The organism is Vagococcus allomyrinae, assembly GCF_017829975.1.
GTDB lineage: Bacteria > Bacillota > Bacilli > Lactobacillales > Vagococcaceae > Vagococcus_D > Vagococcus_D allomyrinae.
In genome coordinates, this window is the sequence record NZ_JAEEGA010000029.1 from 1 (window position 1) to 26,592 (window position 26,592).

The window sequence follows — 26,592 nt, forward strand, 5'->3', positions numbered from 1 at the left end:
CTTTATTTTTTCTACCTATATTATCTCAAATTGAACAAGAAAAATCTTTAAAATTAAAAAAAAGTTGTATAAAACAAAAATCGTCTTACACAACTTTGAATATTTAACTTTTTCAGCAGCCTCGAAAAATTTCCGACTTTTTTATCGTATGAGAATTTTCTGACAATCGCTTATTTTTTCTTTTTACGCATTTTCTTTTTACGATTTTTCTTAACCATCGAATTCATGGCCATCTTACCCATCTTGCCCTTTATTCCTGTCCCAAACATCTGGTCCATTCCAGCAGGCATCTTGCCCTTACTCATCTGTTGCATCATCTTGCGAGACTCATTAAACTGCTTGATCATGCGATTGACTTCAATGACATTATTTCCTGAACCAGCGGCAATCCGCCGACGACGGCTTGGTGTCAACAAATCAGGATTTTCACGTTCCGCCGGAGTCATTGAAAAAACCATCGCTTTTTTACGTTCCACATCTTTTGGATCAACTTGAATTTGATCCATTCCAGGAATATTGTTCATGCCGGGAATCATCTTAAGGATGTCCTCTAAAGGTCCCATTCCCATGACTTGATCCATCTGCTCAATAAAATCATTAAAATCGAAGGTGTTCTCCTTCATTTTGGTGGCTAATTCTTCCGCTTTCTTTTCATCATAATCAACTTGTGCTTTCTCGATTAGTGTTAACATATCGCCCATGCCCAAAATACGGCTGGACATTCGATCTGGATGGAACACTTCCAAATCTGTCAATTTTTCGCCAGTCCCTACAAATTTAATCGGCTTACCGGTTACGGCTCGAATTGAAAGGGCCGCACCACCACGAGTATCTCCATCTAATTTTGTGACGATAACTCCGGTAATTTCCAACTGCTCATTAAAACTTTCGGCAACATTAACGGCATCTTGTCCCGTCATCGCATCGACGACTAACAAAATTTCATCTGGATTAGCCAATTCTTTGATTTGCTTTAACTCTTCCATTAACAGTTCATCAATATGCAAACGTCCCGCTGTATCAATAAACACATAATCATTTTTATTGGCATAAGCCTGTTCCAAACCTTGACGGACAATTTCAACCGGGCTAACATCTGTCCCCATATCAAAGACCGGCACATCAATTTGTTGCCCTAATACTTTTAACTGCTCAATGGCCGCCGGACGATAAACGTCACCTGCGATTAAAAGAGGACGGGCGTTTTCAGTTTTCTTTAAATGATTGGCCATTTTTCCAACAAAGGTTGTTTTACCTGCCCCTTGTAAACCTGACATCATGATGATAGTCGGGATTTTAGGAGATTTATTTAAAGGAACCGCCGCTGTTCCTAACGTTTCAGTTAGCTCTTCGTCCACAATTTTAACGATTTGTTGAGCTGGTGATAAACTTTCTAAAACCTCAACACCAACGGCTCGATCACTGACTCGCTTAGTAAAATCTTTGACAACGTTGAAGTTAACGTCGGCTTCTAATAAAGCCAAACGAATTTCTCTCATCATTTCCTTAACATCAGATGCAGAAACCTTTCCTTTACGACGTAATTTGCTCATCGCATTCTGCAAACGATCTGTTAAACTTTCAAATGCCATACTTATTTTCTCCTATTCTTCTATCTCTTGAATGTTCTTGATTAATTCCAGTAATACTTGATCTTCTGGATAGTTTTCTTTGACATGATCTTGCATCTTGTTTATCAATTCTTCCCGAACGATAAAGTTTGAATAAAGATGGAGCTTGCGCTCATAATTTTCTAAAATTTTATCTGTTCGCTTAATATTATCATAAACAGCTTGGCGACTGACACCGTATTCCTCAGCAATCTCCCCTAAGGAAAAATCATCAGCATAATACAACTCGATATAGTTCATCTGCTTTTCTGTTAAAAGTGTCGAATAAAATTCAAACAATGCGTTCATGCGATTGGTTTTTTCGATAGCCATTTTGTACCTCCTAGTTTAACAAGCTCGTGTTTAATAGACCTCTTTTGCTGCTCCTTCAGTGTCTAAATCGACAAAAGCTAAAATTCTGAGAAACCTCACACATCTACTACTCTATCATATTATACCTTTATCTCTAGCAAGTTGCCACTCTATCTATATCCAGTTCTAGGTTACCTATTTCAACGGAAATAGTCAATCAAAAATCAGTGTTTCAATCACTTTTCTTTGCTTTTTACGCTTATAAAATTCCCTCTTTACTTAAGCTGGATTTGACTGTCTCCCACTCTGTATCAGCATAAACCACTATTCCCTGATTTCTAAAATAAGCTGTTGCCACGCCAACGCCAGCTATTTTATGGCCACTGAACGCACCGTCATAAATCTGCTGAACCCCACAAGAAGGACTTTTTTCTTTTAAGATTAACGTCGTCACTTGTTTATCGACTAATTGATGATAGGCTTGTTTAGCGCCAGCCTGATAGATGTCCGTCACATCAAAACCACTATTATCAAGTACTTTGGCAGAACCCAACCACACATCTAAACCATCACCACCAACAATTTCAGCCGGCTTTCGTGGAATCGGCAAGCCGCCAGCCACTTCCGGGCAAATCATCACTGCTTTGCCATTCTCAACTAAGTGAACCAATTCAGCTATTGTTTGACTACCACCATCGTAGCGGCAAGCCATTCCGCCTAAACAAGCACTAATTCCAATCATCGAATCACTCCATTCACAAGGGCTTATAAGGTATTAATTATAGCATACTTTCGGTCAAATTTATTGTTTTATCAAGATAGGCTAGTAATTTAATAGTGAGTATGATATACTCATCTACATGCGATGAGGCGACAGAACTCGATTTAGGAGTTCCATCCTACTATTAACACTTTGTGGAAGGTGAGTAGGAGAGACAAAAGTGGTAGTGATTGACTTAGGTCAATCACTACCACTTTTTTGCATACTTATTTTGATTGAATGTAAGCTTTAAGACGTTTCATCGCCTCTACCAATTTATCCATGTCAGCTGCATAGCTAATTCGAACGTAACCTTGACCAGCTACACCAAAAGCACTCCCAGGGACGATAGCCACCCGATGCTGATTTGCCAGCTCCTGACAAAACATCAAGGAATCTTGCGGGAAACCGGCTGGAATTTTGGCAAAAATATAGAACGCACCAGACGGCTTGGCAATCTCAAAACCTAAGTCAGTCATTTCTTTAAAAACAAAATCACGACGCTCACGATAGGCTTCCTTCATGACCAAACCATCATCAATGCCGACAGTTAAGGCATTAACCGCCGCTTTTTGGGCCACTGTTGTTGCGGCTGTCACGAGAAATTGATGAGTTTTAGCAATTTCTCGTGCAATGGCTGTTCGCGTTAGAACAAAACCAATTCGCCAGCCGGTCATCGCATGAGACTTGGATAAGCCGCTAATGAGAATGGTTTGCTCTGGTAAAAACTCCCCTATTGAAACATGGTGATCATCATAAGATAATTCACTATAGATTTCATCTGACAAAACAAAAATATTGTGGTTTCTTAGTGAATCAGCAATCGCGATCACTTCTTGACGGGTATAAGTGACACCCGTTGGATTACTCGGGTAATTTAAAATAATGGCTTTCACTTGATCACCATGTTCTGCCATAGCCGCTTCAATCATGTCGGGACTCAATACAAACCCGTTATTCGATGTATCGATCTCGATGGTTTCCGCTCCTGCTAGCGTAATAACCGGTCCATAACCAGGAAAAGCAGGAGTTGGAATCAGGACCTTATCCCCTGGATTCAAAATTGCCAACAGACTGGCACTATAAGCCTCAGTCGCTCCTACTGTCACTAAAATTTCTCCTTGAGGATCATAGCTAACACGGTATTTTTTTTGAAAAAAATCTCGAACTGCTTCTCTTAATTCGATCAACCCTGAATTGATTGTATAATGAGAAAAATCTTCTTGAATCGCCTTAATTCCAGCATTCTTTACGTGCTCAGGGGTATTAAAATCAGGCTCTCCTAAAGTTAATTTAATGATTCCCTCGATGCTTGTACAATCTTCATCAAATTGTCTGATAGGTGATGGGGTAATCTTCCCCAATTGCTGATTAAAATGTGGTATAAATTCTGACATCAACATCGCTCCTTAGTCTTTTTATAATAATATCACAGTCTTGTAAGCAAATCTTTAATTTTCACTTAATTCATCACGAATATATGGAATTTTCTGAAAAAAACTAATAACAGTCAATTTTCAGCATTGAACCGCCTAAAATTCCTTTTGCATCTTAGCAAGTTCCAATTCAAGGATAATTGACTCTAATTTTTTAAGACTATCAGGCGTGACCATTTCATTAATATAAACAATTCGGCCATCGTACGCAAATCTGGCTAACGTAAAATCCGTCACAACTAAATCAATGGCTGACCATAAATTATTTTGATGAACTTCTTGCGCACTAACGTACTCCAGACGATCATCTGAAAAAAGACTAAGAAACTGTTGTCGGTAAAACTGTTCTTTAACAAACCCTTTTTCAGATAAAAAAGTTACTCTTACGGGCTCTAATATATTTTCTTGAGAAAAAGTTTTATAAATAATATAGAGTTGTTGATTCAACATGACTTCATTTCTAAAGTAGTGTTTAGCATATTTTTTATCTTTAATTCGGGTCTTCATTTTCACAATTTTACGATTAAAATCAGTTCCTGCTAACTTTTTTAATTGGCTCGAAAGACTTGTCGTTTTGCTATCGTAATTAAACTCATGATAACTCTCCAAAAGCTGTAAAGGAGCAAAGGCATCAATAAAACTGACCATCATCCTTAAGCTACTATTTTGAGGATAAAAAGCCTGACTTGCATCTAATGCAAGTTGATACACATTATGATCTGTCATACTAGAATGAATGACACGACGATGCATGGCCGCTTCTGACAGATATTTAACGGGAAACAATTCAATTGAACTAACTAACATGGCTTTCTCATCAAACGTTAGTGGACGATCAAGATAATCCTCGATAAGCTCAAGCGGATTATCAAAGGCATGGTCCTCTAATAAAAATTTAAATTTTTCATCATCAATCGATTCAACGGCATAAGGATTATCCGTCATGGATAGATGAACCGCTGTGATGATCGTATAAAAATATTCAACAGCAGGGCTTAAAAAAACTTCTAGCTCTTGGGCTACTAATTTTACAAATTTATTTAACACATTGTAATCCAAATCCTGAAAAACCCACAGGTCATCGACAACGGCTTTTTCTTTTAACATTTGCAAATAGAAAAAACGAATCTGCCAAGCATCACCGCTTAAATACCAGTAATTATTTTCGTTAATTAACTCAATGCCAACCTGCTTCAAGTAAGCTGTTAACTCTCGACTATGACGATAAGCAACCGAAATACTATAGTAATACTTTGCTGCCCAATCCTCCAACGTTTCAACATTGCCTAATAATAAATCCGAGAGAAATTGAACCATAAAAGTCTGATTACTGATAAGAGCGCTGACTTGACGCTTATTTAAATGATCTTTTTTACTGAGAAAGAGACCATTGTCAACATACTCTATTGTCGTAAATTTACTAATTAAGAGATTAGCATCAACAATTGTTTTATCCAAGGTAGGACGAGAACAATTTATCTGCCGTGAAGCCTCTTGTTTTGATAAGGGTTTATTGGCATCTATTAAAGTATTCAACAAATCGTAGATTCGCTGTAATTGTTTTGTCAATTTATAGTACAAGTCTACTTGCCCCTCTCTATTTTTTCATTAAACAATTGATTCTCACTTCCCTATTTCACAACAAAACATTTAAAACGAACGCTTTCATTATAAAAAGGAGGTTATTAACACCATACCATATTTTCCCTATAGAGAAAACTAAAAAACCAGCGAAAAAGACTAAAAGATAACGCTCACCTTTTAGTCTTTTAATCTCGCTAGTTATAGTTTTTTTCGATTGAGGCTCAACGAATTAAGCAACACACTAACTGAACTAAAGGCCATTGCCCCCCCAGCAATAATTGGGTTTAAAAAGCCAATGGCAGCAAATGGAATACCAATTGTATTGTATATAAACGCCCAAAATAAATTTTGTTTTATCTTGCGCATGGTTAGATGAGACAACGTTGTTGTCTTAGATAAATTAAGCAAGTCTCCATTCATTAAAGTGACATCCGCTGTTTCCATCGCAATGTCAGTCCCGGTTCCCATGGCAATTCCCACATCAGCCATAGCAATGGCTGGTGCATCGTTAATACCATCTCCAACCATCGCAACAAACTTGCCCTCATCCTGGAGTTTTTTGACATAATTTGCTTTATCCTCAGGTAATACTTCAGCAAACACGTGTTGACTGTCCAAGTTTACTTGAGAGCCAATAAATTCTGCTGTCCGACGATTATCCCCGGTCATCATGTAAACCTCAACGCCTTGATCTTGCAGTTCTTGGATGGCTTTTGCTGACGTCTCTTTAACTTCATCGGCTACAGCAATCACTCCTAATACAGCGTGCTGATCCGCTAGATACATGACTGTCTTTCCTTCGCCTTCCATCTTTAAAACCAATTCATCATTAGCATAAAAGGGAATGTCATTCTCACTCAACAGACGTTTCGTTCCAACAAAATAGAGTTTACCATCTAAAATACCGCTGATGCCCGCGCCAACTAAGGCTTTAAATTCATTCACTTCTTTGTTGATAGAAACATCTTCGGTTTGAGCATAATGGACAATCGCTTTAGCTAAAGGATGTTCTGAACTGCTCTCCAATGAGCCTAAAATGCTCAAAACTTCCTCTCCCTTAAGAAAGCTATCATCCGCTAAATAAAAATTCGTGACACTAGGTTTGCCTTTGGTAATGGTTCCCGTTTTATCAACTACAATTGCATTGATGTGAGAAGCCCGCTCAAGAGACTCGCCACCTTTAATTAAGATCCCATTTTTAGCCCCTAAACCAGTCCCTACCATAATCGCTGTAGGAGTTGCCAATCCAAGGGCACAGGGACAAGCAATAACTAAAACGGCCACACTGTGTAATAAAGCTACTTCCCAATCGCCTATTACCAAACCTGAAATAATCAGGGTTAACAACGCAATGACTAAAACGATTGGCACGAAAATCGCGGAAATCTTGTCTGCCACTGCTTGAATCGGCGCTTTACTCCCTTGGGCTTCTTCCACCATGCGAATAATCCGTGATAAAGCCGTCTCAGAGCCAATCTGAGTGGCTTTAAAGGTTATTGCGCCATTGGCATTAATAGTACCACCAAAAACGCCATCATCAATACTTTTCTCAACAGGCAAACTTTCACCTGTTAACATGCTTTCATCAATGGTCGTGTTGCCTTCCAAGATGACCCCATCAACTGGCACTTGTTCGCCAGGGCGAACACGGACCACATCATTTAATAATACCTCTTCAGTAGGAATCACTTTTTCAACGCCATCACGTATCACAGTTGCCGTCTTGGCTTGGAGAGCCATCAGTTGCTTAATGGCACCGCTTGTCCGATTTTTAGCATTTTGTTCCAAATACTTACCAAGTAAAATCAACGTGATAATCACCGCACTGGTTTCAAAATAGAGATCCATTGGATGCCCACTAATAAAGCCATTGTAAATACTTAATAAATAAGCTGCTGATGTTCCAATAGCCACAAGCACGTCCATATTTGGTGCCTTGGTTTTAATAGCGTGGTAAGCTCCACGGTAAAAACGAGCCCCAATCCAAAACTGAACAGGTGTTGCTAAAGCTAGTTGCACCAATGGTTGATGTAAAAATTCAGATACTGGATTGTGAATCTTTAACAACATCATGATCATGGCAATAACCATCGGGGTACTTAAAAGTGCACTGATGATTAAATCTCGTTTCATTTTACTTATTTCAGCTTGTTTATTGGCTTCAATCTGCCGTTTATGTTCCTCATCAAATAAAATGGCGCCATACCCAATTTTTTCCACACTGGCAATTAATTTCTCAACATCCGTTGTGCTGTCCTCATATTGAACAGTCGCTCTTTCAGTAGCTAAATTAACATTCGCATTTTTGACTCCCGGTTGATTATTGAGTTCTTTTTCAATTCTAGCGGAACAGTTCGCACAAGTCATCCCACTGATTGCTAAAGTTTCAACTTCAATATGCCCTGCTTGATCCATTTATACCACCTCGGCCTCGTATCCTACCTCTTTGATTTTATTGACAATTTGATCAGAGGATACGTTCGTTTCATCGTATTTAACCGTTGCTCTACCTTTTTTTAAATTAACTTTGACTTTTTCCACGCCTGTCAACTCATTTACGCCTTTTTCAACTGATGCTACACAATGGTTACAAGTCATCCCTGTTACGCTAAATTCTTTTTTCATTTTATTTTCCTTCTTTCTTTTTTTTAGTGCTCAGCACATTCACATTGACCTGGCACACAGTTACAGGCAATGCTTTCAACGGCCGTTTCTTTTTTTGCCACTAACTCTTCCATAATCATGCTTATATCATCATGAGTCAAATCAGCCTCATCAATCAAGTCCGCAATAGTCGCGCCAATCTTTTTAGCACAGATATGTGCAAAAAGACTTTCCGTCGCACTTTTAACGGTTTCCTCTTCTGTTACTAATGGTCGGTAAATATATTTTTTTCCAAAATTCTCTGTACTGAGAATGTCCTTTTTAACGAGACGTCCAATCAATGTTTTGATCGTCGGAGGTTTCCACCCCATCTTTTCTTGTAGTATCAGGATAATCTCTGGGCTCGTTGTTTCTCCCAGCGTCCAGACGACTCGCATGACTTCCCATTCTGCATCACTAATTTTCACTTGTAGCTTCTCCACCAAACTCACTTCCAATCCTCAATTTACATTTGTAATCGACTTGATATTTATAGTTTACAACTGTAATTCGTTTTTGTCAACAAGAAAGTTTTTCGCCAACTAACACCTTCGATTGAAACTGAAACTATTAAGAATAATATAATTAAGCCTTTAGACCGATTCCAATTATAACTCTCTTCATCTATACTGAGGGTAAGATGGCTTGTTGACTAAACGTAACGACCATTTGATTTACCGTTAATTAAAAATGTCGCTAATCCATCACCAATTCCCAACGATTAGCTGACCTTAAAAAGGGAGTGTTGTGTATGTTATTAAGCCGCAATGATCGTGAGTGTTCACTTGCAACAACAATATCGTTAGCTTTTGCTGCGACGAGTTTATTTCTATTTATTTGTAATTGGCTCCACCTCAATCCTAATTTGATGGTGGCTGAAATGCTTGTTTCTTCCGCTGTTTTATTACGTGCCACAGCGGCCATTAAGCGGGACGAAGATCGAATGCTAAACGGACTAGCCTTGTTAATTACCGCTATTCCAGCTGTTTTTCTCTTATTAGTCCTTATATTGGCAATGATCACTGGCATTACCATTCTTTAGTACCATTAACGCCTTGCGAGCTAGCTCACAAGGCGTTTTATTTAGTTCAAACAATTCAAGCAAATCCATTTACTTTATGACTCAGTTAGCCTAAAATTTAGGCTATTAAACCGAATGGAGATCAAACTTATGATTAATCAACTAACCGTTATGCTCTACGTCAAAAACGTCGAAGAAACTGCTACTTTTTGGGAAACATATCTAGGATTTAAGCGTCAGGCTGAACTAGAGTTAGGGCCCTCATGCTCCATCATTTTAGGTAACGACAAACAATTTGCTATACAGCTATTTGATAGTGAATTTATTAAACAAGTGTCCCCTGAAATCTCCCTCGAGACGCCTTCTTTAATGCTTCATGTGGATGACCTTGCAGCGGTTCATCAAAAACTGACAACTGGAAATACGTTTGTCAATGACATCAGTCAACAGGGGGATAGTTTAAGTTTTAATTTCGCTGATAATGAAGGCCGTTACTTTGCTTGTTGCCAAGCATAAAAAAAGCGATTGGAAGAAACATCTTCCAATCGCTTTTTTAACTTAAGGATAAATACGGTGTAACAAACGTGGGAATGGGCTAGCTTCACGAACATGCTCTGTACCTGAAATCCAGGTAACCGTGCGCTCTAATCCCAGACCAAAACCAGAATGTGGCACTGACCCATACTTTTGTAAATCTAAATACCAAGCATAATCTTCTTCATTTAAACCATCTTTTTCAATTTGTTCCAGTAAATAATCGTAACCGACTGCCCGTTGGCTACCGCCGATAATTTCACCATAACCTTCTGGTGCAATTAAATCAGCACGAATCACGACGTCATCACGATCAGGATGAGGTTTCATATAGAAAGGACTCATTGATTTAGGGTAATTTAAGATAAAGACTGGCTTGTTGAAATTATTAGCGATAAACGTTTCATGAGGTGAGCCAAAGTCATCGCCCCATTTCACATCATCAAAGCCATTTTCTTGTAATAATGTAACAGCATCGTCGTAAGAAATACGCGGATACGGTGTCTCAGTGTAAGTTTTCAATAGCTCTTTATCACGCCCTAAGACATCTAAAGCATAATCACAGTTATCTAAACAAGATTGGACCATAAATGCCACATACTGTTCTTGAATTTCTAAACTTTCATCATGTTCAACAAATGCCATTTCTGGTTCCATCATCCAAAATTCTGTTAAGTGACGACGGGTTTTGGATTTTTCTGCTCTGAAAGTCGGGCCAAAGGAGAAAACTTTCCCAAAGGCCATAGCAGCTGCTTCTAAATACAATTGCCCCGTTTGTGACAAGTATGCTTCCTGTCCAAAATAATCGGTTTTAAAAAGCTCTGTCGTCCCTTCAGGGGCACTGCTAGTTAAGATTGGCGGATCAATTTTAATAAAGCCACGCGTGTTGAAAAATTCATAAGTGGCCCGAATTAATTCATTTCGAATTTGCATAATGGCGTGTTGTTTCGTTGAACGCAACCACAAGTGACGATGGTCCATTAAAAAATCGGTCCCATGTTCTTTAGGTGTAATAGGATAATCGTGACTCTCACCGATAACCTCAATATTGCTGACGCCAATTTCATAGCCAAATTTTGAACGAGTATCTTCACGAATTTCTCCAGTAATGATGACAGAGGTCTCCTGATTTAATGATTTAGCTGTTTCAAATACTTCTTCCGGTACTTCAGCTTTTACCACAACCCCTTGAAAATATGCTGAACCATCTCTTAATTGTAAGAAAGCGATTTTGCCACTTGAACGTTTATTGGCAATCCAGCCACCAATTTGAACTGTCTCTCCCACATGATTTTTTGAATCAATAATACGAATTCTTTCCATGCATGTCTCTCCATTCTAAATTTCAACTAATTGTCTATTTTAACACAAGTATCGAAATTATTGTTTCTTTTTATCAATAAAAGCAGCCAGTCGCTTGACGGCTTCTTCTAATGTCTCTAAATCAGTTGCATAACTCATGCGAATATTTTCTGGTGCTCCAAAGCCAGCGCCAGTAACAACAGCCACATGGGCCTCCATCAGCAAATCTTCGACAAAAACATTAACGTCAGTATAGCCACACATCGCCATCGTCCCTTTAACATTTGGAAATAAATAAAAGGCACCTTGAGGTTTTTGCAAACTGACACCTGGTAAGGCAGCCACTTGAGGGTAAAGCGTATTTAAACGCGCTTCAAAGGCTTGACGCATGACTTCTACTGAGTGTTGATCCCCCGTTAAAGCTTCAATTGCCGCATATTGACTGGCAGCTGAACAATTACTGGTAGCTTGAGAGGCAATGGACGTGATGGCTTTAATGATATCCACATCACCAATCACGTAGCCAATCCGCCAACCTGTCATGGAATAGCTTTTTGATACCCCGTTAATGATCAATGTTTTCTGACGAATTGCCTCAGAGAGAGTCGCAATCGGGGTGAACTCATGACCATTATAAACCAAACGACCATAAATATCATCTGCAATAATCCAGATATCATGAGCAACTGCCCATTCACCGATAGCCAATAATTCTTCTTTCGAATAAATTGAACCAGTAGGATTAGATGGCGAATTGATAATCACCGCTTTTGTCTTAGCCGTCCGCGCCGCCTCCAACTGAGCCACCGTCACTTTAAACTCATTACTTTGAGCCGCTTCAACAAAAACTGGTGTCCCTTGAGCCAATTTAACTTGTTCTGCGTAACTCACCCAGTAAGGAACAGGAATAATCACTTGATCATCCTGATCAATGATTGCTTGAAACAAGGCATATAACCCAAACTTAGCGCCATCCGTTGCCACGACTTGATTAACATCATAAGTTAACCCGTAATCCGCCTTCGTTCGCTCAACAATTGCTTGGCGCAGAGCTGGCATCCCTGCCGCTGGGGTATAAAAACTAGCTTGACCTGTTGTAATCGCCTCAATCGCTGCTTGACGAATATTTTCTGGGGTGATAAAATCCGGTTCCCCAAGGGTCAAACTTAAAATATCAAGACCGGCTGCCTTTAATTCTTTTGCTTTTGCCGCCGCTGCTAAAGTAACTGACGGCTCTAGTTGTTGTGCCCTGTTTGATAATACCATGTTATCCCTCATCTCCATTTTTTTAAATATTTTTAATACTACTAACGATTTCTCCCGTTTTGAAATCGACTAAGTAATAATCTAACCGATTTTCTTCATTTTCAGCTACTACTTCCCAAGTCGGTTGACCTTCGTGCATACCCAAATTCATCTTAATGACTTTATTTGGGTTTTCAGTCTCATAAACCTTTTGTAAAGCAGCCTCTTCGGTTAAGCCATCTGCTTGATTTAAAACCGTTACTTTATCACCTGATTGAGGAATAATGACGATAATGGCTTCGTCCTTTTGGTCTGTTCCAACTAATGTAAAATAACTGTTTTCTCGCGTGTACCAATAAAAACGATCGACTTGATCCAAATCAGTATGTTCTTTCGCAATTTCAATCGCTTCTTTTTTGGCACGACTCATAGGCCGATTGGCTCTCACAAAAAAGATAATGGAGCAAAATATCAGTGTGGCTAAGACCAGACTCACACCTATTAGAATTTTTTTTCTCATCTAGTTGTTCCCCTCTAAAGCATCTGATAACTTTCGTTCACTTAGCCTCTGTTCAAAGCTTGTTTAATTATACCAGAATTTGTTTGGATTGTACTTGGAATCTGGCAACTTTAGAGAAATTCTTTAAGGTCTTTTAAGATATCATCAAGACTTTCTTCTATTAATGGTAGATCACTTGGCAGAGCCTTAATCATCCGAGCTCCATATTTAGCCTTGATCAGACGTCTATCCAGAACCAGCAATACCCCTTTATCCCGCTCTGACCGAATCAGTCGCCCTAATCCTTGCCGCAATCGTAAGGCTGCTTTAGGCAAGGCATACTTGTTAAAGGAATCAATCCCATTATCCTTTAAATACTGATACTTTTCTTTAATAAATGGCCGTTCAGGTGATTCAAATGGCAAACGAGTGACGATGATGATTTCCAAGGATTCTCCTGGCAAATCGACGCCTTCCCAAAACGAATCAGTTCCCAATAATACTGTATGCGCGGAGTGAGAAAAGCGCTTGACAATTTTTTCTCTGGAACCAGACAAGCCTTGAGCCAACACTTCAACTCCTTCTGTCAATAGCTCATAATGAATTTTTTGATAGACTTTCTGTAACATATCGTGAGAAGTAAACAAAACTAACAGCGATCGCCGTTCCTGTCTGGCAATTTTTTTTAGTGTCTGGCTGACAAAGTCAATATACTCTGGCGAACTCAACTCTCGATAATCATTGGCTTCCGTTGGAACATATAACCTAGCTTGTTGACTGTAATCATAGGTTGAAGGTAGTGACCTAAAAGGCACATAATCAATCCCTAAGGTTCTGCCTAAATACTGAGTGTCTTTCCCGACGCGAATGGTTCCCCCTGTATACAGAATTTTATCGTAGCGCGGATACCAACGACTATGAGCCACGATTGAAGCAGAAAAATCGCTATAACTGGCAGTAATCTGCTGATTTTTTTCTTTAATTTTCAACCATTTAATCACATCACTGGATGAAGGTTGGATAAACCCGTCAAAAAAGCGTGAGAACTCGGCAAATTGAGCTAGGTCACTTAACCATTCCGTCATTAAAAATTTTTCTGAAGCCGTCCACTTATCAATTTCAAGTAAAAAGACCTGTTCAATCCGCTGATAAAGTTGGCGGCCTTCCTTTAATAAAATGCTAAACTGACTGAGATTTTTTTTCATATAGACCGGCATATTAGCCAAGGACTCATTGCTGATAAGAATTTCTTGATCATAGGTATGACCGTGATCGATTAAAACTGCCTCAATAATGTCCTCTTTGACTGTTTCAAAAACATCTACGGCTTCATAGAGAATGGTGCGCAACGATTTAACTTCGCGATGCCAATCGTCGTGCTTCCACAATTTACTTAAGGCGATTGGATGATTATCTCCATTGGTCAGTTGCATTAATTGTTTCGTAATTTGGTAATCAGATATCTGCATAAAACCAGCTCGCTGAGCAATCTCAGGTAAATGGTGAGCCTCGTCGATAATCAGATACGGACTTTTAGGCAACAGAGGAGTTTCCCGGTAATTTTCCTGACAAAGAAAGGCATGGTTGATCACAATGACATTAGACTGCTTAATTTTTCGTTGCAAGTGGCGCCAAAAATCATCTGCGTAATAAGAGGAATTTTTTGACAAAAAAGCCGTCCCCTGATGTTTAACTTGCTTAAAGAAGATATGATTATAAGTGGTTAAGTTTAATTCGTCTAGATCGCCCGTTTGGGTTTCTGTTAACCAAACCAACACACCCATTTGATACAAGGCATATTGTTTTTGTTTAACTGGATTAGTCAAGGTGCTGGCGAAACGGTCGATGTCAATAAAATGCCGATGACTTTTAACAAGCGTTGCCACCAAACTTCCGGGTCGTATCCGATTGACTAGAGGCAAGTCTTTTTCAACAATTTGACTTTCCAATAGTAAGGACACTGTGCTGATTATCACAGGTTTTTCAGGCGTCGCCAAATAACTCAAAGGCAGGAGATAGCCAAAGGTTTTGCCACTGCCAGTGGACGCTTCAAGGGCAAAATTTTTATGCCCTAATTTACCGTTTTCTACTGAGACAGGTGTTGAAAAGAAATCATAAACCAGATTCATCATCTTACTTTGCGTTTCGCGATAATCAAAGAACTCTTGGTAAAGAGTAGCTTTCTCGCTTTTGGAATGGGGATACTCAGATTCATGTTCTTTGTCATAAACAAAATATATCACTTCTTTTTTCTGCAAAGCCAGTCCATTAACTAATTGGATGCCTTTTCTTAATGGGCGAATATCACTCAACATTTCCTGATACACCATCTCAATGTATTCCGCTGTCTCCATCCCACATTCGCTCGCTAAAATAACGAGTTTTTCCATGGTCACCAAGGGTAATGAACGCATTCGTTCCTCAATAACTAGCATTAATTCAGCAGTCACTTCTGCATCACTATCAGCTTGATGAGGACGGTCATGGTCGATGCCGTATTGTTCTGCTAAATCTGACAAGCGAAAGCTAGCCGATGTCGGCAGAAATATCTGAGCCAATTCAACGGTATCAATCCCAGCAATCGTCAGTTCTGGTACACCACAGCGCGTCAATTCTTTACTCAAAAACTGATAATCGAAATAAATATTATGGGCGACAAAAACACAATCCGCCAACAAACGAGCTATTTCAGCTGCGACATCTTCGAAATAAGGTGCTCTGGCAACTTGTTCATTGGTAATTCCAGTTAAATTTTCAATTTGCTTTGTTATTTTCATTTTTGGATTGACATCGGTAGCGAATCGCGACACAATCTGATTATTTTTTACAAAAACACAGCCAAACTGAATAATCCGATCGGTTGTGGGATTGGTGCCGGTTGTTTCTATATCAACAACTGCAAAAGTTGCATTGTTTTTCACTACACTTCCCTACTTTCACTCACATTCACTTGGACCAATTGAGATAATTGATTTGTCTAGCAAATGGCCTAGTCAAATTATACCTATTTTCGGCTGAGATTTCACCTTATTCTTTCACTTATGTTTTTTTTGTAAAAAACAGCCTTGCGAGAGATCAGTTCTTATGCTATATTTAAGAAGAATTCAGATGGAATGTTACTGTTCTGACAGGCATAACCTAGATTCATGCGAGTAATTTTGGCTTTTAGCCATAATCACTGGGATGAGTTTAGGTTTTTTGTTTTTTTCGCAAAAACAATTGATTATTTCCCAATCTCAACTAAGAGTCCAGATTACTTATGCTAAACTAGCATAGTATGGACTGTGCTAAAAATACATGTATAAAGGAGACGAATAAATGGTAACAAGTAAATTTCCAAAAGATTTTTTATGGGGTGGAGCGGTCGCTGCCAATCAATGTGAAGGTGCTTATGATGTGGATGGTAAAGGCTTATCCCCTGTTGATATTTTGCCAGATGTCCACCATGGTCGCTGGGAAGCCTTGATGAATCCCACAGAGGCACTGGAAAAAGATTATGGCTTCTACCCTAGCCATGAGTCAATTGATTTTTATCACCATTATAAAGAAGATTTGGCATTAATGGCTGAAATGGGCTTTAAAACATTTAGAACCTCTATTTGTTGGGCACGTATTTTCCCAAATGGCGATGAGACTGAGCCAAATGAAGCAGGCCTTAAATTTTACGACGATTTGTTTAATGAATGTCAACGTCTTGGCATGGAGCCATTAGTAACTATTCAACATTTCGATACACCTGTTGCATTGATGACAAACTACGGTGGATGGAAAAACCGCAAATTAATTGATTTTTACCTGAACTACTGTGAGGTTGTCTTCAACCGTTACAAAGATACTGTTAAATACTGGCTGACGTTCAATGAAATCAACATGATTTTGCACATTCCCTTCTTCGGTGGCGGCCTCGATGTCAGCAAGGAAGAACACCCTGAACAAGTTAAATATCAAAGTGCCCATCACCAATTAGTCGCCTCAGCAATGGCCACTAAACTGGGACACGAAATCAATCCTGACTTCCAAATCGGTTGTATGTTGGCTGCTGGTGCGACTTATCCGAACACTTGTGCACCAGAAGACGTCTGGAAAGCCTTGGAAGCTGATCGAGAAGGCTACTTCTTCATCGACGTTCAGGCTCGCGGCTATTACCCAAGTTACAGCAAACGTTTCTTCAAGGAAAATAACATTGAATTGGAGATTGCTGAAGGCGATTTAGACGTTCTAAAAGAAAACACGGTTGACTTCATTTCATTCAGTTACTACTCTTCTCGCTTGACCAGCGCTGATGAAAAAATCAACAGCAAAACTGAAGGAAATGTCTTTGCTTCATTGAAAAATCCTTACCTAAAAGCTAGCGAATGGGGCTGGCAAATTGATCCGCTTGGCTTAAGAACAACAATGAATCAAATTTATGATCGCTACCAAAAGCCATTATTTGTCGTTGAAAATGGGTTAGGAGCCAAAGATACCGTTGAAAGTGATGGAAGTATCATCGATGATTATCGAATCGACTATTTACGTGAGCATGTCCGTGAAATGGGCGAAGCGATTGAAGATGGTGTTGAGTGTCTCGGTTATACTACTTGGGGTTGTATTGACTTAGTCAGTGCTGGCTCAGGTGAAATGAGCAAACGTTACGGATTTATCTATGTCGATCGCGATAACGATGGACAAGGTACCTTAGCCCGTAGCAAGAAAAAATCATTTGATTGGTATAAACAAGTCATTTCGACAAACGGCGCTGACTTAGCATAAGTTATGGTGGCAATAACCTCAACTTTTTTAACAGCATTATCCGCATATTCTGTCTATAAAAACCAAAAGGACGGGCTTACGCCCTCCTTTTTTTAGTTACCGTTCAGTTACTATCAGTTTTTATTACGTTCCTTTTCAAGTGAAATTTTCACTTATTCCTTTATTTTCTATTAAAAACTGTCCATAAAGCGTGCTATTTCAGAAAAAAATATTATAATAGGAATATAATGAACAGATACTATAGAAAGTTGAGGGCTGAAAAGAATGAGAAAAGTAAAAATCGCAATCGATGATTACACTGAAATGAAAAACAAACTGAAATTCCTTGAGTTTTATTGGTCAGAACTTAATAATAAATCTGATTTTGCTCAGTCATATAAATATGCCACTGATGTTCAATCATTTATTGACCGTGAAATGTACGATCAAGTTAGCAGTATCAAGGTTCACTCGCTAACTAAGCGAGTCTCTATCACCGAAGAAAATTTTGACTTATTAAAAAAGTTTGCCTACATTAGTGACGATTTAAAAAGACGGGTTTAGTCTTTAAAAACGTCAATTCAACAGTCCTATGTTATAATATAGTTAATAAAAGTATGGGAGGTTGACGATGATGTTACCTAATTATCAGCGGGTCTTAGTAGCAAATGACGGGTCAGAAAACTCTTTACTAGCATTCAAAGAAGCAGTTGAAATCGCCAAACGAAACCAAGCAAGTCTCTATATCCTTAGAGTAGTCGACACGCGTATTGATCCTTTTGCACCCTACATCATAGAAGGAGTTATTGAGGAACAACTTGAAGAAGCTAAGCGCGACATGAATGAGCTTGCAGATTTAGCAAAAGAGTATGGCGTTAGCGACGTCTACCCTCTAGTTAAACAAGGTCAACCGAGAGATATTATTACCAATAAAGTACCTGAGCGGGAAAATATTGACTTACTAGTTGTCGGTGCTACAGGTAAAACAGGTTTAGACAAGCTTTGGATTGGTTCTACAACTAATTACGTCGTTAACCATGCCACTTGTAATGTGCTTGTTATCCGCAATAAAAAAGAAAAATAACACAACCCCCTTAGGATTATTCCCTAAGGGGGTTGTGTTATTAATAAGATAAACTTTTCAAGCTTAGTTCTGCTGTTTGCTTGTTTAATAATTTGATGTCGTAGAGTTTCATCACTTTATCTTGCAATCTCAGGCTAACCTTGTCAGGATCTTTGTCTAAAATAATCCACAACTGATTGAGTAAGTATTCTAAAACCCCTCCTGTTCCGCCAGTCCCTAAATCAAATCCCAATCGCGCCTCTTCACTTAGCTGAGACTTTTTATAGGCTTTGATTGCCTCTAAAAAGGGGCCCACTACTAAAAAACGAGGACAGTGTTCATCAACCGCCTGTTTTAACTCCTCAAAAGTCAAAATCTGTAAAAGAACCCCTTCTCGTTCAATCCTTAATAAGGCATCCAAAACTTCTCCTGCCGTATCGCCTGTCGCTTGCCCTAAAGCTATTAACACTTTACCACTATAGGAGGTGGCCCCTTTCTTATTAGCACTGTATAGCGTTTGCTGGGAAATACCACTTCGCTGAAAGACATCATAACGAGTCAATTGATAGCGCTGCAAATAGATATCCATTAAATTCAACTTTGCCACCTCTTCACTAAAATTTATTTTAGTATAACTTATTTTACCAAAAAAAACAAGTGTCCCCCTTGACAAACACGAACGTATATTCGTATAATAAAGATAACCAATACACTAGAAACGAGGGCTTTTTATGGAAACATTCACTGGTACCGTCTCAAAATTGAAAATTATTTCTTATGCTGAGCAACCCCTTGTTCGTTTTACTTTAACGACTGGTCAAGGGAACGCGATTAATTGTTTAATTCATCAAGACGCCTTAAATTTTCTTGCAGATGTCGAAGATTTATCAACCATTGCTGCCTTCGGTTATTTCAATCAGCGTCGCCAATTTATTTTAAGAAAATATACGGTAATCGGTTTATCCAGCATCCAGTACTTTTATCAAACTAGTCCCTATCCCCATGCTAAAAGCTGAAGACAAATAAGACAAGAGATAATCAACACTATCTCTTGTCCTATTTGTCTATCAAGATCGCAGCAACTAGGCTCCAGTTGATCTCTTAGATCACTTTAGTAAAACCGATTACTTTTTTCAGAGCTATCCCCAAAATTATCCCAAGTACTCTCAACTAGTTCCACCATCCCCCTCTCCTATTAATCAGTTCGTCTCAATAGTCTGGCATTTTTTATCACCATCATAACTGATACATCGAAAAAGTAACGAAGATCAGCTTTCGAGTACCTTAGCCGCTTTTTTGTTACAGTTAACTATCCGCAAAATTACCAGTATACAATTGATAGTATTGTCCCTTCTCAGCAATCAATGTTTCATGATCGCCACGCTCAATAATACGACCTTGAGCCATGACCATAATCGCTTCTGAATTTTTAACAGTCGACAAGCGATGGGCGATAACAAAAACCGTCCGCCCTTCCATTAAACCATCCATGCCTTTTTGGACTAATTGTTCGGTTCGGGTATCAATACTCGATGTGGCTTCATCTAAAATCATCACTGGTGGACTGGCGACAGCTGCACGAGCAATGGCGATTAACTGGCGTTGACCACCAGATAAATTGCCCCCATCTCCTGATAAACAGGTGTCATACCCTTGTGGCAGTCGCATAATAAAGTCATGAGCATTCGCTATTTTGGCAGCTTCGACGATCTCCTCATCGGTTGCCCCTAATTTTCCATAGCGAATGTTTTCAGCCACAGTTCCTGTAAATAAATGAGTATCTTGTAGCACAATACTAAGTGAGCGACGTAAATCAGCTTTCTTAATCTTATTAATATTGATGTCATCATAACGAATCTTGCCATCTGCTAAATCATAGAAGCGATTAATCAAGTTGGTAATCGTTGTTTTACCAGCACCTGTCGCCCCGACAAAGGCAATTTTCTGACCTGGTTCTGCGAATAAGGAAACATGATGCAACACTAATTTATCAGGAACATACCCAAAGTCCACATCATGAAAACGAATATCTCCTTTCAATTCTGTGTAGCTAATACTACCATCGCCATGAGGGTGTTTCCACGCCCAAAGCCCTGTTTTAGTGGACGTTTCTTTTAGGATGCCATCGTCAATCTGAGCATTGACTAATGTGACATAGCCTTGATCAACCTCGGGTGTTTCATCCATTAAGCTAAAGATCCGTTTCGCTCCAGCAATTGCTATGGTGACAGCATTGACTTGAGCTGAAATCTGTCCGATTGGCGCACTAAAGGTTTTAGATAAGGTTAAAAAAGCCGCGATGGTCCCTAAGGTAACAGTTCCCATACCATTTAACGCTAAAAGCCCTCCAACAAAGGCAATACAAACGTATTGAATGGCCCCGATGTTCATGGCAATCGGCATCAACATATTGGTCAATCGGTTAGCTGAGCGTCCATACTTTCGGAGAGTTTCATTTTTTTTATCAAAATCTGTTAAGGCTTGTGACTCATGCGTAAAGACCTTCACCACTTTTTGACCGTTAATCATCTCTTTAATATACCCATTTAAGTCACCAATGGCCGTCTGTTGGGCCATAAATAACTTAGCGGCTTTAGCGCTTAACTTGCTGGAAACCGCAATTGTAATCGCAACAAAGATAAACACGACAACGCTAAGTGGCACGCTCAAAGCTAACATGGACACTGTGACAGAGATAATCGTGAAAAGTGATGACAATAATTGGGGCATACTTTGGGAAAAGAATTCTCGCAAAGTATCCGTATCATTGGTATAAAAACTCATAACATTTCCATGTGTATGGGTGTCAAAATAGCGGATTGGCAGACGTTGCATATGAGCGAACATATTGTCACGAATCTTCTTTTGAATCCCTTGTGAGACAACTACCATCATTCGATTGTAGAAATAAGTCGTGCTGACGCCGATTAAATACACCACGGCCATCATCATAATTAACTTCAATAGCCCGGTATACACTGGATTGGTTACACCCATCAACGACGGCAAATAATTATCGATTAAATGTTGAATAAAAAATGAACTGGACACATTGGCAAAGGTGCTGATTAAAATAAAAACAAATACTACCGCTAAGATTAACTTATACTTGCCTGTTAACTCACTTAGTAACCGGCTCATAGTACTTTTAGGCTTCATCAAAATCCCCACCTCCTTGAATTTGTGTGTGATAAATTTCCTGATAGATTTGATTACTTGCTAATAATTCATCATGTGTGCCAATCCCATTAACCTGGCCCCCTTCTAATACGATAATTCGATCGGCTTCCTGAATCGAGGATATCCTTTGGGCGATAATCAATTTTGTGGTCGCAAGAATTTCCTCACGAAATGCGCGACGGATCATTCCATCAGTCTTTGTATCGACTGCACTAGTTGAATCATCTAAGATTAACACTTTTGGTTTTTTCAATAAGGCACGAGCAATACACAGGCGTTGGCGTTGGCCTCCAGAGACGTTGGTTCCACCTTCTTCAATAAAGGTGTCATACCCTTTAGACAGCTGTTGAATAAACTCATCTGCTTGAGCTAATTGACAAGCATGAACAAGTTCTTGTTCCGTGGCCTTGGGATTTCCCCATAATAAATTTTCTTTAATCGTGCCAGAAAACAACAAATTATTTTGAGGGACCATCGCCACTTCGTTTCGTAAAACATCGATATCATAATCCCCCACATCGCGCCCTCCGATTGAGACACTGCCAGTTGTCGCGTCATACAGTCGAGGGATTAACTGGACGAGCGTTGTTTTAGAACTACCTGTCCCGCCGACAATGCCAATGGTTTCACCTGAAGCAATCGTCAAATTGGCATCGATCAAACATAATTTTGTCTGGTCTTTGACATAGCTAAAATTCACATGATTAAACCTAATCGCCCCATCAGCGACTGTCATAACGGGTTGTTTGGCTACTCGTTGATCCGGTTCCTCTTGAAGCACTTCCACAATCCGCTCGGCTGATGAACGAGCAATAATGATTTGTACAAATACAACTGATAATAGCATTAAATTCATCAAGATTTGCATAACATAAGCAAACATGCTCATAAAATTCCCAGTTGTCAGCTCATTTGAGACAATCAAATGAGCACCAATCCAGGCTATCACCAAAATACATAAATAAGTAAAAAATTGAATGGTTGGCATATTGTAAGCCACAATTTTTTGACCTTTCGTAAATGCCTGGCAGATTTTTAACGAAATAGTCGTAAATTTATCCGTTTCTACGTCTTCTTTGACAAACGATTTCACCACCCGAATCCCTTGCAAATTTTCTTGGACCACATTGTTTAGTTGATCATAAGTTGCCAAGGCCTGCATAAAATAAGGATGAGCTTTTTTAGCAATATAAAATAATAACCCGCCTAAAAGTGGTACCACGACGGTAAACATTAAACCGATCTTGACACTAATGGTGTAAACCAAAAACAAGGTAAAACAAACCATACAAATAGCTCGTACTGCTTGCCGGATAATCGCTTGATAAGCTAACAACACATTACTAATATCTGTTGTCAATCGTGTAACTAAACTATCTGATGAAAAATTGTCAATATTAGCAAAGGAAAAGCGTTGTATTTGCGAAAAAATATCATGACGCAGATTAGTTGAAAAACCAGTGGCCGCTGTAGCTGCCGCTGAACCGCTCAAACAGCCAAACAGTAAGGACAAACAAGCCATACCAATTAATATCGTCCCCATTTTTGTTACATAGGACATATCCCCTTGACTAATCCCCTTGTCAATCAACATAGCCATAAAAAAGGGAATCAATACCTCCATTACGACTTCCAAAACCATCAATCCCGAAGCCAACAAGGTCGGTTGGCGGTATTCTCTGATCGACTTCATCAGTGTTTTAATCATCATCTTCTTCCATAACTCCTTTTCGTATTTTTTTCAACACACAAAAAAGCCCTGTTTATCAATTGGTCTTATGTGATCGATAAACACGGCTCATTGTTAGTAGTTGCTTATTTAGTTGTCAGTTGTTAAGGTCACTTACTTTCCGACTTAACGAAGAACTGCCTCGTGAAGTTGGATTCAAGCTACGATATAGGGCAGGTGATAATCTTCCCTATAAATAAAAAAAAAAGCGTAAACCCGTCGTCTGGGATTACGCTTTTCGCTACTCAATTACGTTAGTATACAAAATTTCCTAATCTTTTGTCAAGCTAATTTTTTACGTTTAATCTAGGAAATGGCTTTTTTATTTGCCTCAGTCTCTAGTCCAGCTCACTCTTCAAGCCAAGCAGACTAAATCAATTAGAGTCATTTTTCAAAAAAAAAAAACCACCGCAAGCTTGGCGGTGGAAATGAAGGTTGTTATTTACTCTAGTAGGAGTAAGTATGAAAACCAATTCGGGATAACTGGCATACAAACAGTATACGCAATAAAGATAAATTTTCTCTGTCACTTCTATGAATTAAACATAATAGTTTTATGAGAAAAACCTCATTTAAAAACTAGTCCATTCATCTTCTTCAGTCACCTCAATGGGGTTTTCTTCATACCCAGCTGTTTCAGCTAAATAACGATCTTTTGAGATATCTCGATAAAAAGCCGCTTTTGTGGCATTTTTATAAGGTTCTAAGAATAAGTAGCCAATTCCTAGCGTCAGAACAGAAACTAGTTCCCATCCAAGAAAACTTAAATCAATATAGAACAAACGCCCTTTATGGCCTTCCATTAATAACTTACTCTCTGTGATATAATTGTTTGCCGATAAACTCTGGGTATCCGTGTGTTCTGAAAGATCCTTATAAATATAAAAGGACTGAGAATAAGCATAACCCTTAATAATACCCGGAATCACAAACAACAGACTCCATAAAAATGTAAAAACAGAAATTAAAATTTGCACTAACAACAATGGAACAAAGTCCTTACCATTAAACATTCTAAACTGGTCATTTTTAGGTTGAATTTTGCGATTTGGGTTACGATAAACCTCTAAAAAGGTAAAGGATATCCCGATCGTCATAAAACCTATGACCAAATTAAAGAGCCAACTAAAGATAGAACTGCCATTTGGCATAATATTGACTGAGCTATTAACGCCTAAATCATCTAAAAAATCAGTACTATTGATGGAATAATTATAATCCTCAAGATCGTCAAATTCGTCATCCCAGTCCTCTAAATCAGAATCATCAAAGACATCTCCAGCTTGTTCAGTACGATAACCATTCGTACTTGAATCAAGATAGCTAAAAAAAGTAAAAGCTGCTATAAAGGACAAAATCAACACAAAAATGACACTCCAGACAGCCAGTATTTTTAGTAGGGACGGTACGATATTCAATAATACAGCATCTTTCCAACGGCCCCTTAATATACCCTTGGCTTCAGCTTTTAACTCTGCACTTGTTTTGTTCACCATAACTCCTCCTATAAAGAAACATCTTGCTTCATTTTATCATAGTTCATTAAATAACCAAATAGATTTTATAAATAATCAGCATTTTTTCTCATGACAATACTGTCACCTTTTTCCCTTTAAGCTGAGCACTGTAAATTCCTTCTCCTCCTGAACAGAGATAACTAATGACACAAACAATCAATAACCAAGCGGCTCCCTCACTTCCAAACAGTTCAATTCCCATAATGAAACAAGCTAAAGGTGTGTTAGTTGCACCGGCGAACACCCCAACAAACCCAAGGGCCGCAACAAAACTAACTGGCAAAGCACTCATCTGAGCCAAGGTACTGCCCAAAGTGGCACCAATTTCAAACAAGGGTGTCACTTCACCACCTTGAAATCCCGCCCCTAAAGAGAAAACCGTAAATAGAAGTTTATTTAAAAAATCAAAAGGCAGTTGTTCACCGTTAAAGGCATCTGTTAGTAAAGGCAAGCTTAACCCTAAATAACGAGTACTTTGGTATAAAAAGACCAATAATAAGACAACACCGCTGCCGATTGCTGCTCGCCAAAAAGGATTGGGAAACAATTGACGGTATAGTTGTTTAAGCTTAGCAATCCCACGGCTAAATAGACGACTGGTAAGGCCAAATATAATTGCAAAAGCGCAGATCAACCCAATTAGTTTAAGGTTAGTATGGGGAATACTGCCCATCTCATAACGTCGATGTTCCACTCCAAAAAAAGTTGTGACAAAATTAGCCAGCAAGGCGGTCATTAAACTTGGTATCAGCCCTTTAGTGCTTAATTTTCCAATGGCTAAAACCTCTAAGGAAAAAATAGTCCCTGCTATCGGCGTGCCAAAAACCGCACTAAATCCACCACTGATGCCACAAATCATCAGCAAATAACGATGCCGTTCCTCAATATGCCATAACTTGCCAACATATTCAGCCATCGTTCCACCCATTTGAACCGCAGTCCCTTCTCGCCCAACTGAGCCACCAAAAAGATGGGTCGTGAGGGTGCCAAAAAGCGTTAAAGGAAGCATTTGCCAAGGAATAGATTCCTCGCCGCCATTAGCCTGATCAATGATCAAATTATTGCCACGGCTAGCATTACCACCGAAACGAAGATACAACCAAGTAAAAAGGACACCTGCCAATGGCAAGCAAAAAATCAACCAGCTATTGGCCTCCCGAACTGCCGTCACAAAAGATAAGCTGGTTAAGAAAAATGCCGATAAACTCCCACTGCCACCCCCAATACATATGATAATACCTAGCCACTTACTGATAGTTTTCAAAATTGCCATGTCTGCCATTCCCCCAATAATCATTTCCTCAGCAACGCAAAAAGACCCCTGCTAAAAATGGATAGACTCATCCACTTGTAACAGGCGTCATTAATTTATTTTCATAAATAGTTAAAGGCGAACACCATCACCGCGATAACTTGTCACTAGCTA

Annotated in this window: 23 protein-coding genes and 1 riboswitch; of the genes, 6 read left to right on the plus strand and 17 right to left on the minus strand. The window is 39.1% G+C overall.

Annotated elements, in window-relative coordinates; translation table 11 throughout:
* Window positions 1-170: 170 nt before the first annotated feature.
* The 8 genes from ffh to I6N95_RS26035 form a co-directional block, all read right to left on the minus strand.
* On the minus strand, window positions 171-1,592 hold the full coding sequence (ffh, locus tag I6N95_RS26005; protein WP_209532964.1) for a signal recognition particle protein: 1,422 nt from the start codon (window positions 1,590-1,592) through the stop codon (window positions 171-173).
* Between the two features lie 12 nt (window positions 1,593-1,604).
* Entirely contained in the window at window positions 1,605-1,943 is a 339-nt protein-coding gene (locus I6N95_RS26010; RefSeq protein ID WP_209532966.1) for a putative DNA-binding protein, read from the minus strand.
* Between the two features lie 238 nt (window positions 1,944-2,181).
* Window positions 2,182-2,664 (minus strand): 2-thiouracil desulfurase family protein, encoded by a 483-nt coding sequence (locus I6N95_RS26015; protein ID WP_209532969.1) that lies wholly within the window; start codon window positions 2,662-2,664, stop codon window positions 2,182-2,184.
* 245 nt (window positions 2,665-2,909) lie between these two features.
* Window positions 2,910-4,079, minus strand: coding sequence for a pyridoxal phosphate-dependent aminotransferase (locus I6N95_RS26020; RefSeq protein ID WP_209532971.1), 1,170 nt, complete (start codon window positions 4,077-4,079; stop codon window positions 2,910-2,912).
* Window positions 4,080-4,214: 135 nt separating this feature from the next.
* Window positions 4,215-5,699 (minus strand): AcpB/EbpR/MafR family transcriptional regulator, encoded by a 1,485-nt coding sequence (locus I6N95_RS26025; protein WP_209532973.1) that lies wholly within the window; start codon window positions 5,697-5,699, stop codon window positions 4,215-4,217.
* 201 nt (window positions 5,700-5,900) lie between these two features.
* The gene (locus I6N95_RS26030) at window positions 5,901-8,117 is read right to left on the minus strand and encodes a heavy metal translocating P-type ATPase (RefSeq protein ID WP_245249890.1); all 2,217 of its coding nucleotides are present in this window, start codon (window positions 8,115-8,117) and stop codon (window positions 5,901-5,903) included.
* Window positions 8,118-8,327, minus strand: coding sequence for a copper chaperone CopZ (gene copZ, locus I6N95_RS27315; protein ID WP_245249891.1), 210 nt, complete (start codon window positions 8,325-8,327; stop codon window positions 8,118-8,120).
* A 23-nt stretch (window positions 8,328-8,350) separates the two neighbouring features.
* The gene (locus I6N95_RS26035; RefSeq protein WP_209532975.1) at window positions 8,351-8,788 is read right to left on the minus strand and encodes a CopY/TcrY family copper transport repressor; all 438 of its coding nucleotides are present in this window, start codon (window positions 8,786-8,788) and stop codon (window positions 8,351-8,353) included.
* 308 nt (window positions 8,789-9,096) lie between these two features.
* On the opposite strand from I6N95_RS26035, the gene I6N95_RS26040 reads away from it, so the two are divergent.
* Together I6N95_RS26040 and I6N95_RS26045 are read left to right on the plus strand one after the other, a co-directional pair.
* Entirely contained in the window at window positions 9,097-9,387 is a 291-nt protein-coding gene (locus I6N95_RS26040) for a hypothetical protein (RefSeq protein WP_209532977.1), read from the plus strand.
* A gap of 129 nt (window positions 9,388-9,516) precedes the next feature.
* Entirely contained in the window at window positions 9,517-9,882 is a 366-nt protein-coding gene (locus I6N95_RS26045; protein WP_209532979.1) for a VOC family protein, read from the plus strand.
* Window positions 9,883-9,924: 42 nt separating this feature from the next.
* Here the strand turns inward: I6N95_RS26045 and asnS are convergent, their stop codons facing one another.
* From asnS to I6N95_RS26065, 4 genes are all read right to left on the minus strand, one after another.
* Entirely contained in the window at window positions 9,925-11,223 is a 1,299-nt protein-coding gene (gene asnS / locus I6N95_RS26050; protein WP_209532981.1) for an asparagine--tRNA ligase, read from the minus strand.
* A 57-nt stretch (window positions 11,224-11,280) separates the two neighbouring features.
* Window positions 11,281-12,468: a pyridoxal phosphate-dependent aminotransferase gene (locus I6N95_RS26055; protein ID WP_209532983.1), complete on the minus strand. Its 1,188-nt coding sequence runs from the start codon at window positions 12,466-12,468 to the stop codon at window positions 11,281-11,283.
* A 22-nt stretch (window positions 12,469-12,490) separates the two neighbouring features.
* Window positions 12,491-12,967, minus strand: a complete 477-nt coding sequence (locus tag I6N95_RS26060; RefSeq protein ID WP_209532984.1) for a cell wall elongation regulator TseB-like domain-containing protein — start codon at window positions 12,965-12,967, stop codon at window positions 12,491-12,493.
* 110 nt (window positions 12,968-13,077) lie between these two features.
* The gene (locus I6N95_RS26065) at window positions 13,078-15,867 is read right to left on the minus strand and encodes a helicase C-terminal domain-containing protein (protein ID WP_209532986.1); all 2,790 of its coding nucleotides are present in this window, start codon (window positions 15,865-15,867) and stop codon (window positions 13,078-13,080) included.
* 397 nt (window positions 15,868-16,264) lie between these two features.
* Here I6N95_RS26065 and I6N95_RS26070 point away from each other — a divergent pair, with 397 nt between their 5' ends.
* The 3 genes from I6N95_RS26070 to I6N95_RS26080 all read left to right on the plus strand — a co-directional run bounded on the left by I6N95_RS26070 (window position 16,265) and on the right by I6N95_RS26080 (window position 18,761).
* Window positions 16,265-17,698, plus strand: a complete 1,434-nt coding sequence (locus I6N95_RS26070) for a 6-phospho-beta-glucosidase (RefSeq protein WP_209532988.1) — start codon at window positions 16,265-16,267, stop codon at window positions 17,696-17,698.
* Between the two features lie 264 nt (window positions 17,699-17,962).
* Entirely contained in the window at window positions 17,963-18,241 is a 279-nt protein-coding gene (locus tag I6N95_RS26075; protein ID WP_209532990.1) for a hypothetical protein, read from the plus strand.
* 67 nt (window positions 18,242-18,308) lie between these two features.
* Entirely contained in the window at window positions 18,309-18,761 is a 453-nt protein-coding gene (locus I6N95_RS26080) for a universal stress protein (protein ID WP_209532991.1), read from the plus strand.
* Window positions 18,762-18,801: 40 nt separating this feature from the next.
* Here I6N95_RS26080 and I6N95_RS26085 read toward each other — a convergent pair whose 3' ends face one another.
* A complete protein-coding gene (locus tag I6N95_RS26085) occupies window positions 18,802-19,338 on the minus strand; it encodes an XRE family transcriptional regulator (protein WP_209532993.1) in 537 nt (178 codons plus the stop codon).
* A 133-nt stretch (window positions 19,339-19,471) separates the two neighbouring features.
* Here I6N95_RS26085 and I6N95_RS26090 point away from each other — a divergent pair, with 133 nt between their 5' ends.
* Window positions 19,472-19,756 (plus strand): hypothetical protein, encoded by a 285-nt coding sequence (locus tag I6N95_RS26090; RefSeq protein WP_209532995.1) that lies wholly within the window; start codon window positions 19,472-19,474, stop codon window positions 19,754-19,756.
* Between the two features lie 289 nt (window positions 19,757-20,045).
* Here the strand turns inward: I6N95_RS26090 and I6N95_RS26095 are convergent, their stop codons facing one another.
* From I6N95_RS26095 to I6N95_RS26110, 4 genes are all read right to left on the minus strand, one after another.
* Window positions 20,046-21,899 (minus strand): ABC transporter ATP-binding protein, encoded by a 1,854-nt coding sequence (locus I6N95_RS26095; RefSeq protein WP_209533017.1) that lies wholly within the window; start codon window positions 21,897-21,899, stop codon window positions 20,046-20,048.
* Entirely contained in the window at window positions 21,889-23,628 is a 1,740-nt protein-coding gene (locus I6N95_RS26100) for an ABC transporter ATP-binding protein (RefSeq protein ID WP_209533018.1), read from the minus strand. Before I6N95_RS26100 ends, I6N95_RS26095 begins: the two co-directional genes overlap by 11 nt.
* Before the next feature lie 593 nt (window positions 23,629-24,221).
* Window positions 24,222-25,145, minus strand: coding sequence for a DUF975 family protein (locus I6N95_RS26105; protein WP_209532997.1), 924 nt, complete (start codon window positions 25,143-25,145; stop codon window positions 24,222-24,224).
* A gap of 88 nt (window positions 25,146-25,233) precedes the next feature.
* Entirely contained in the window at window positions 25,234-26,439 is a 1,206-nt protein-coding gene (locus I6N95_RS26110; RefSeq protein WP_245249892.1) for a chloride channel protein, read from the minus strand.
* Between the two features lie 74 nt (window positions 26,440-26,513).
* Window positions 26,514-26,580, minus strand: a riboswitch (Fluoride riboswitch).
* Between the last annotated feature and the right edge of the window lie 12 nt (window positions 26,581-26,592).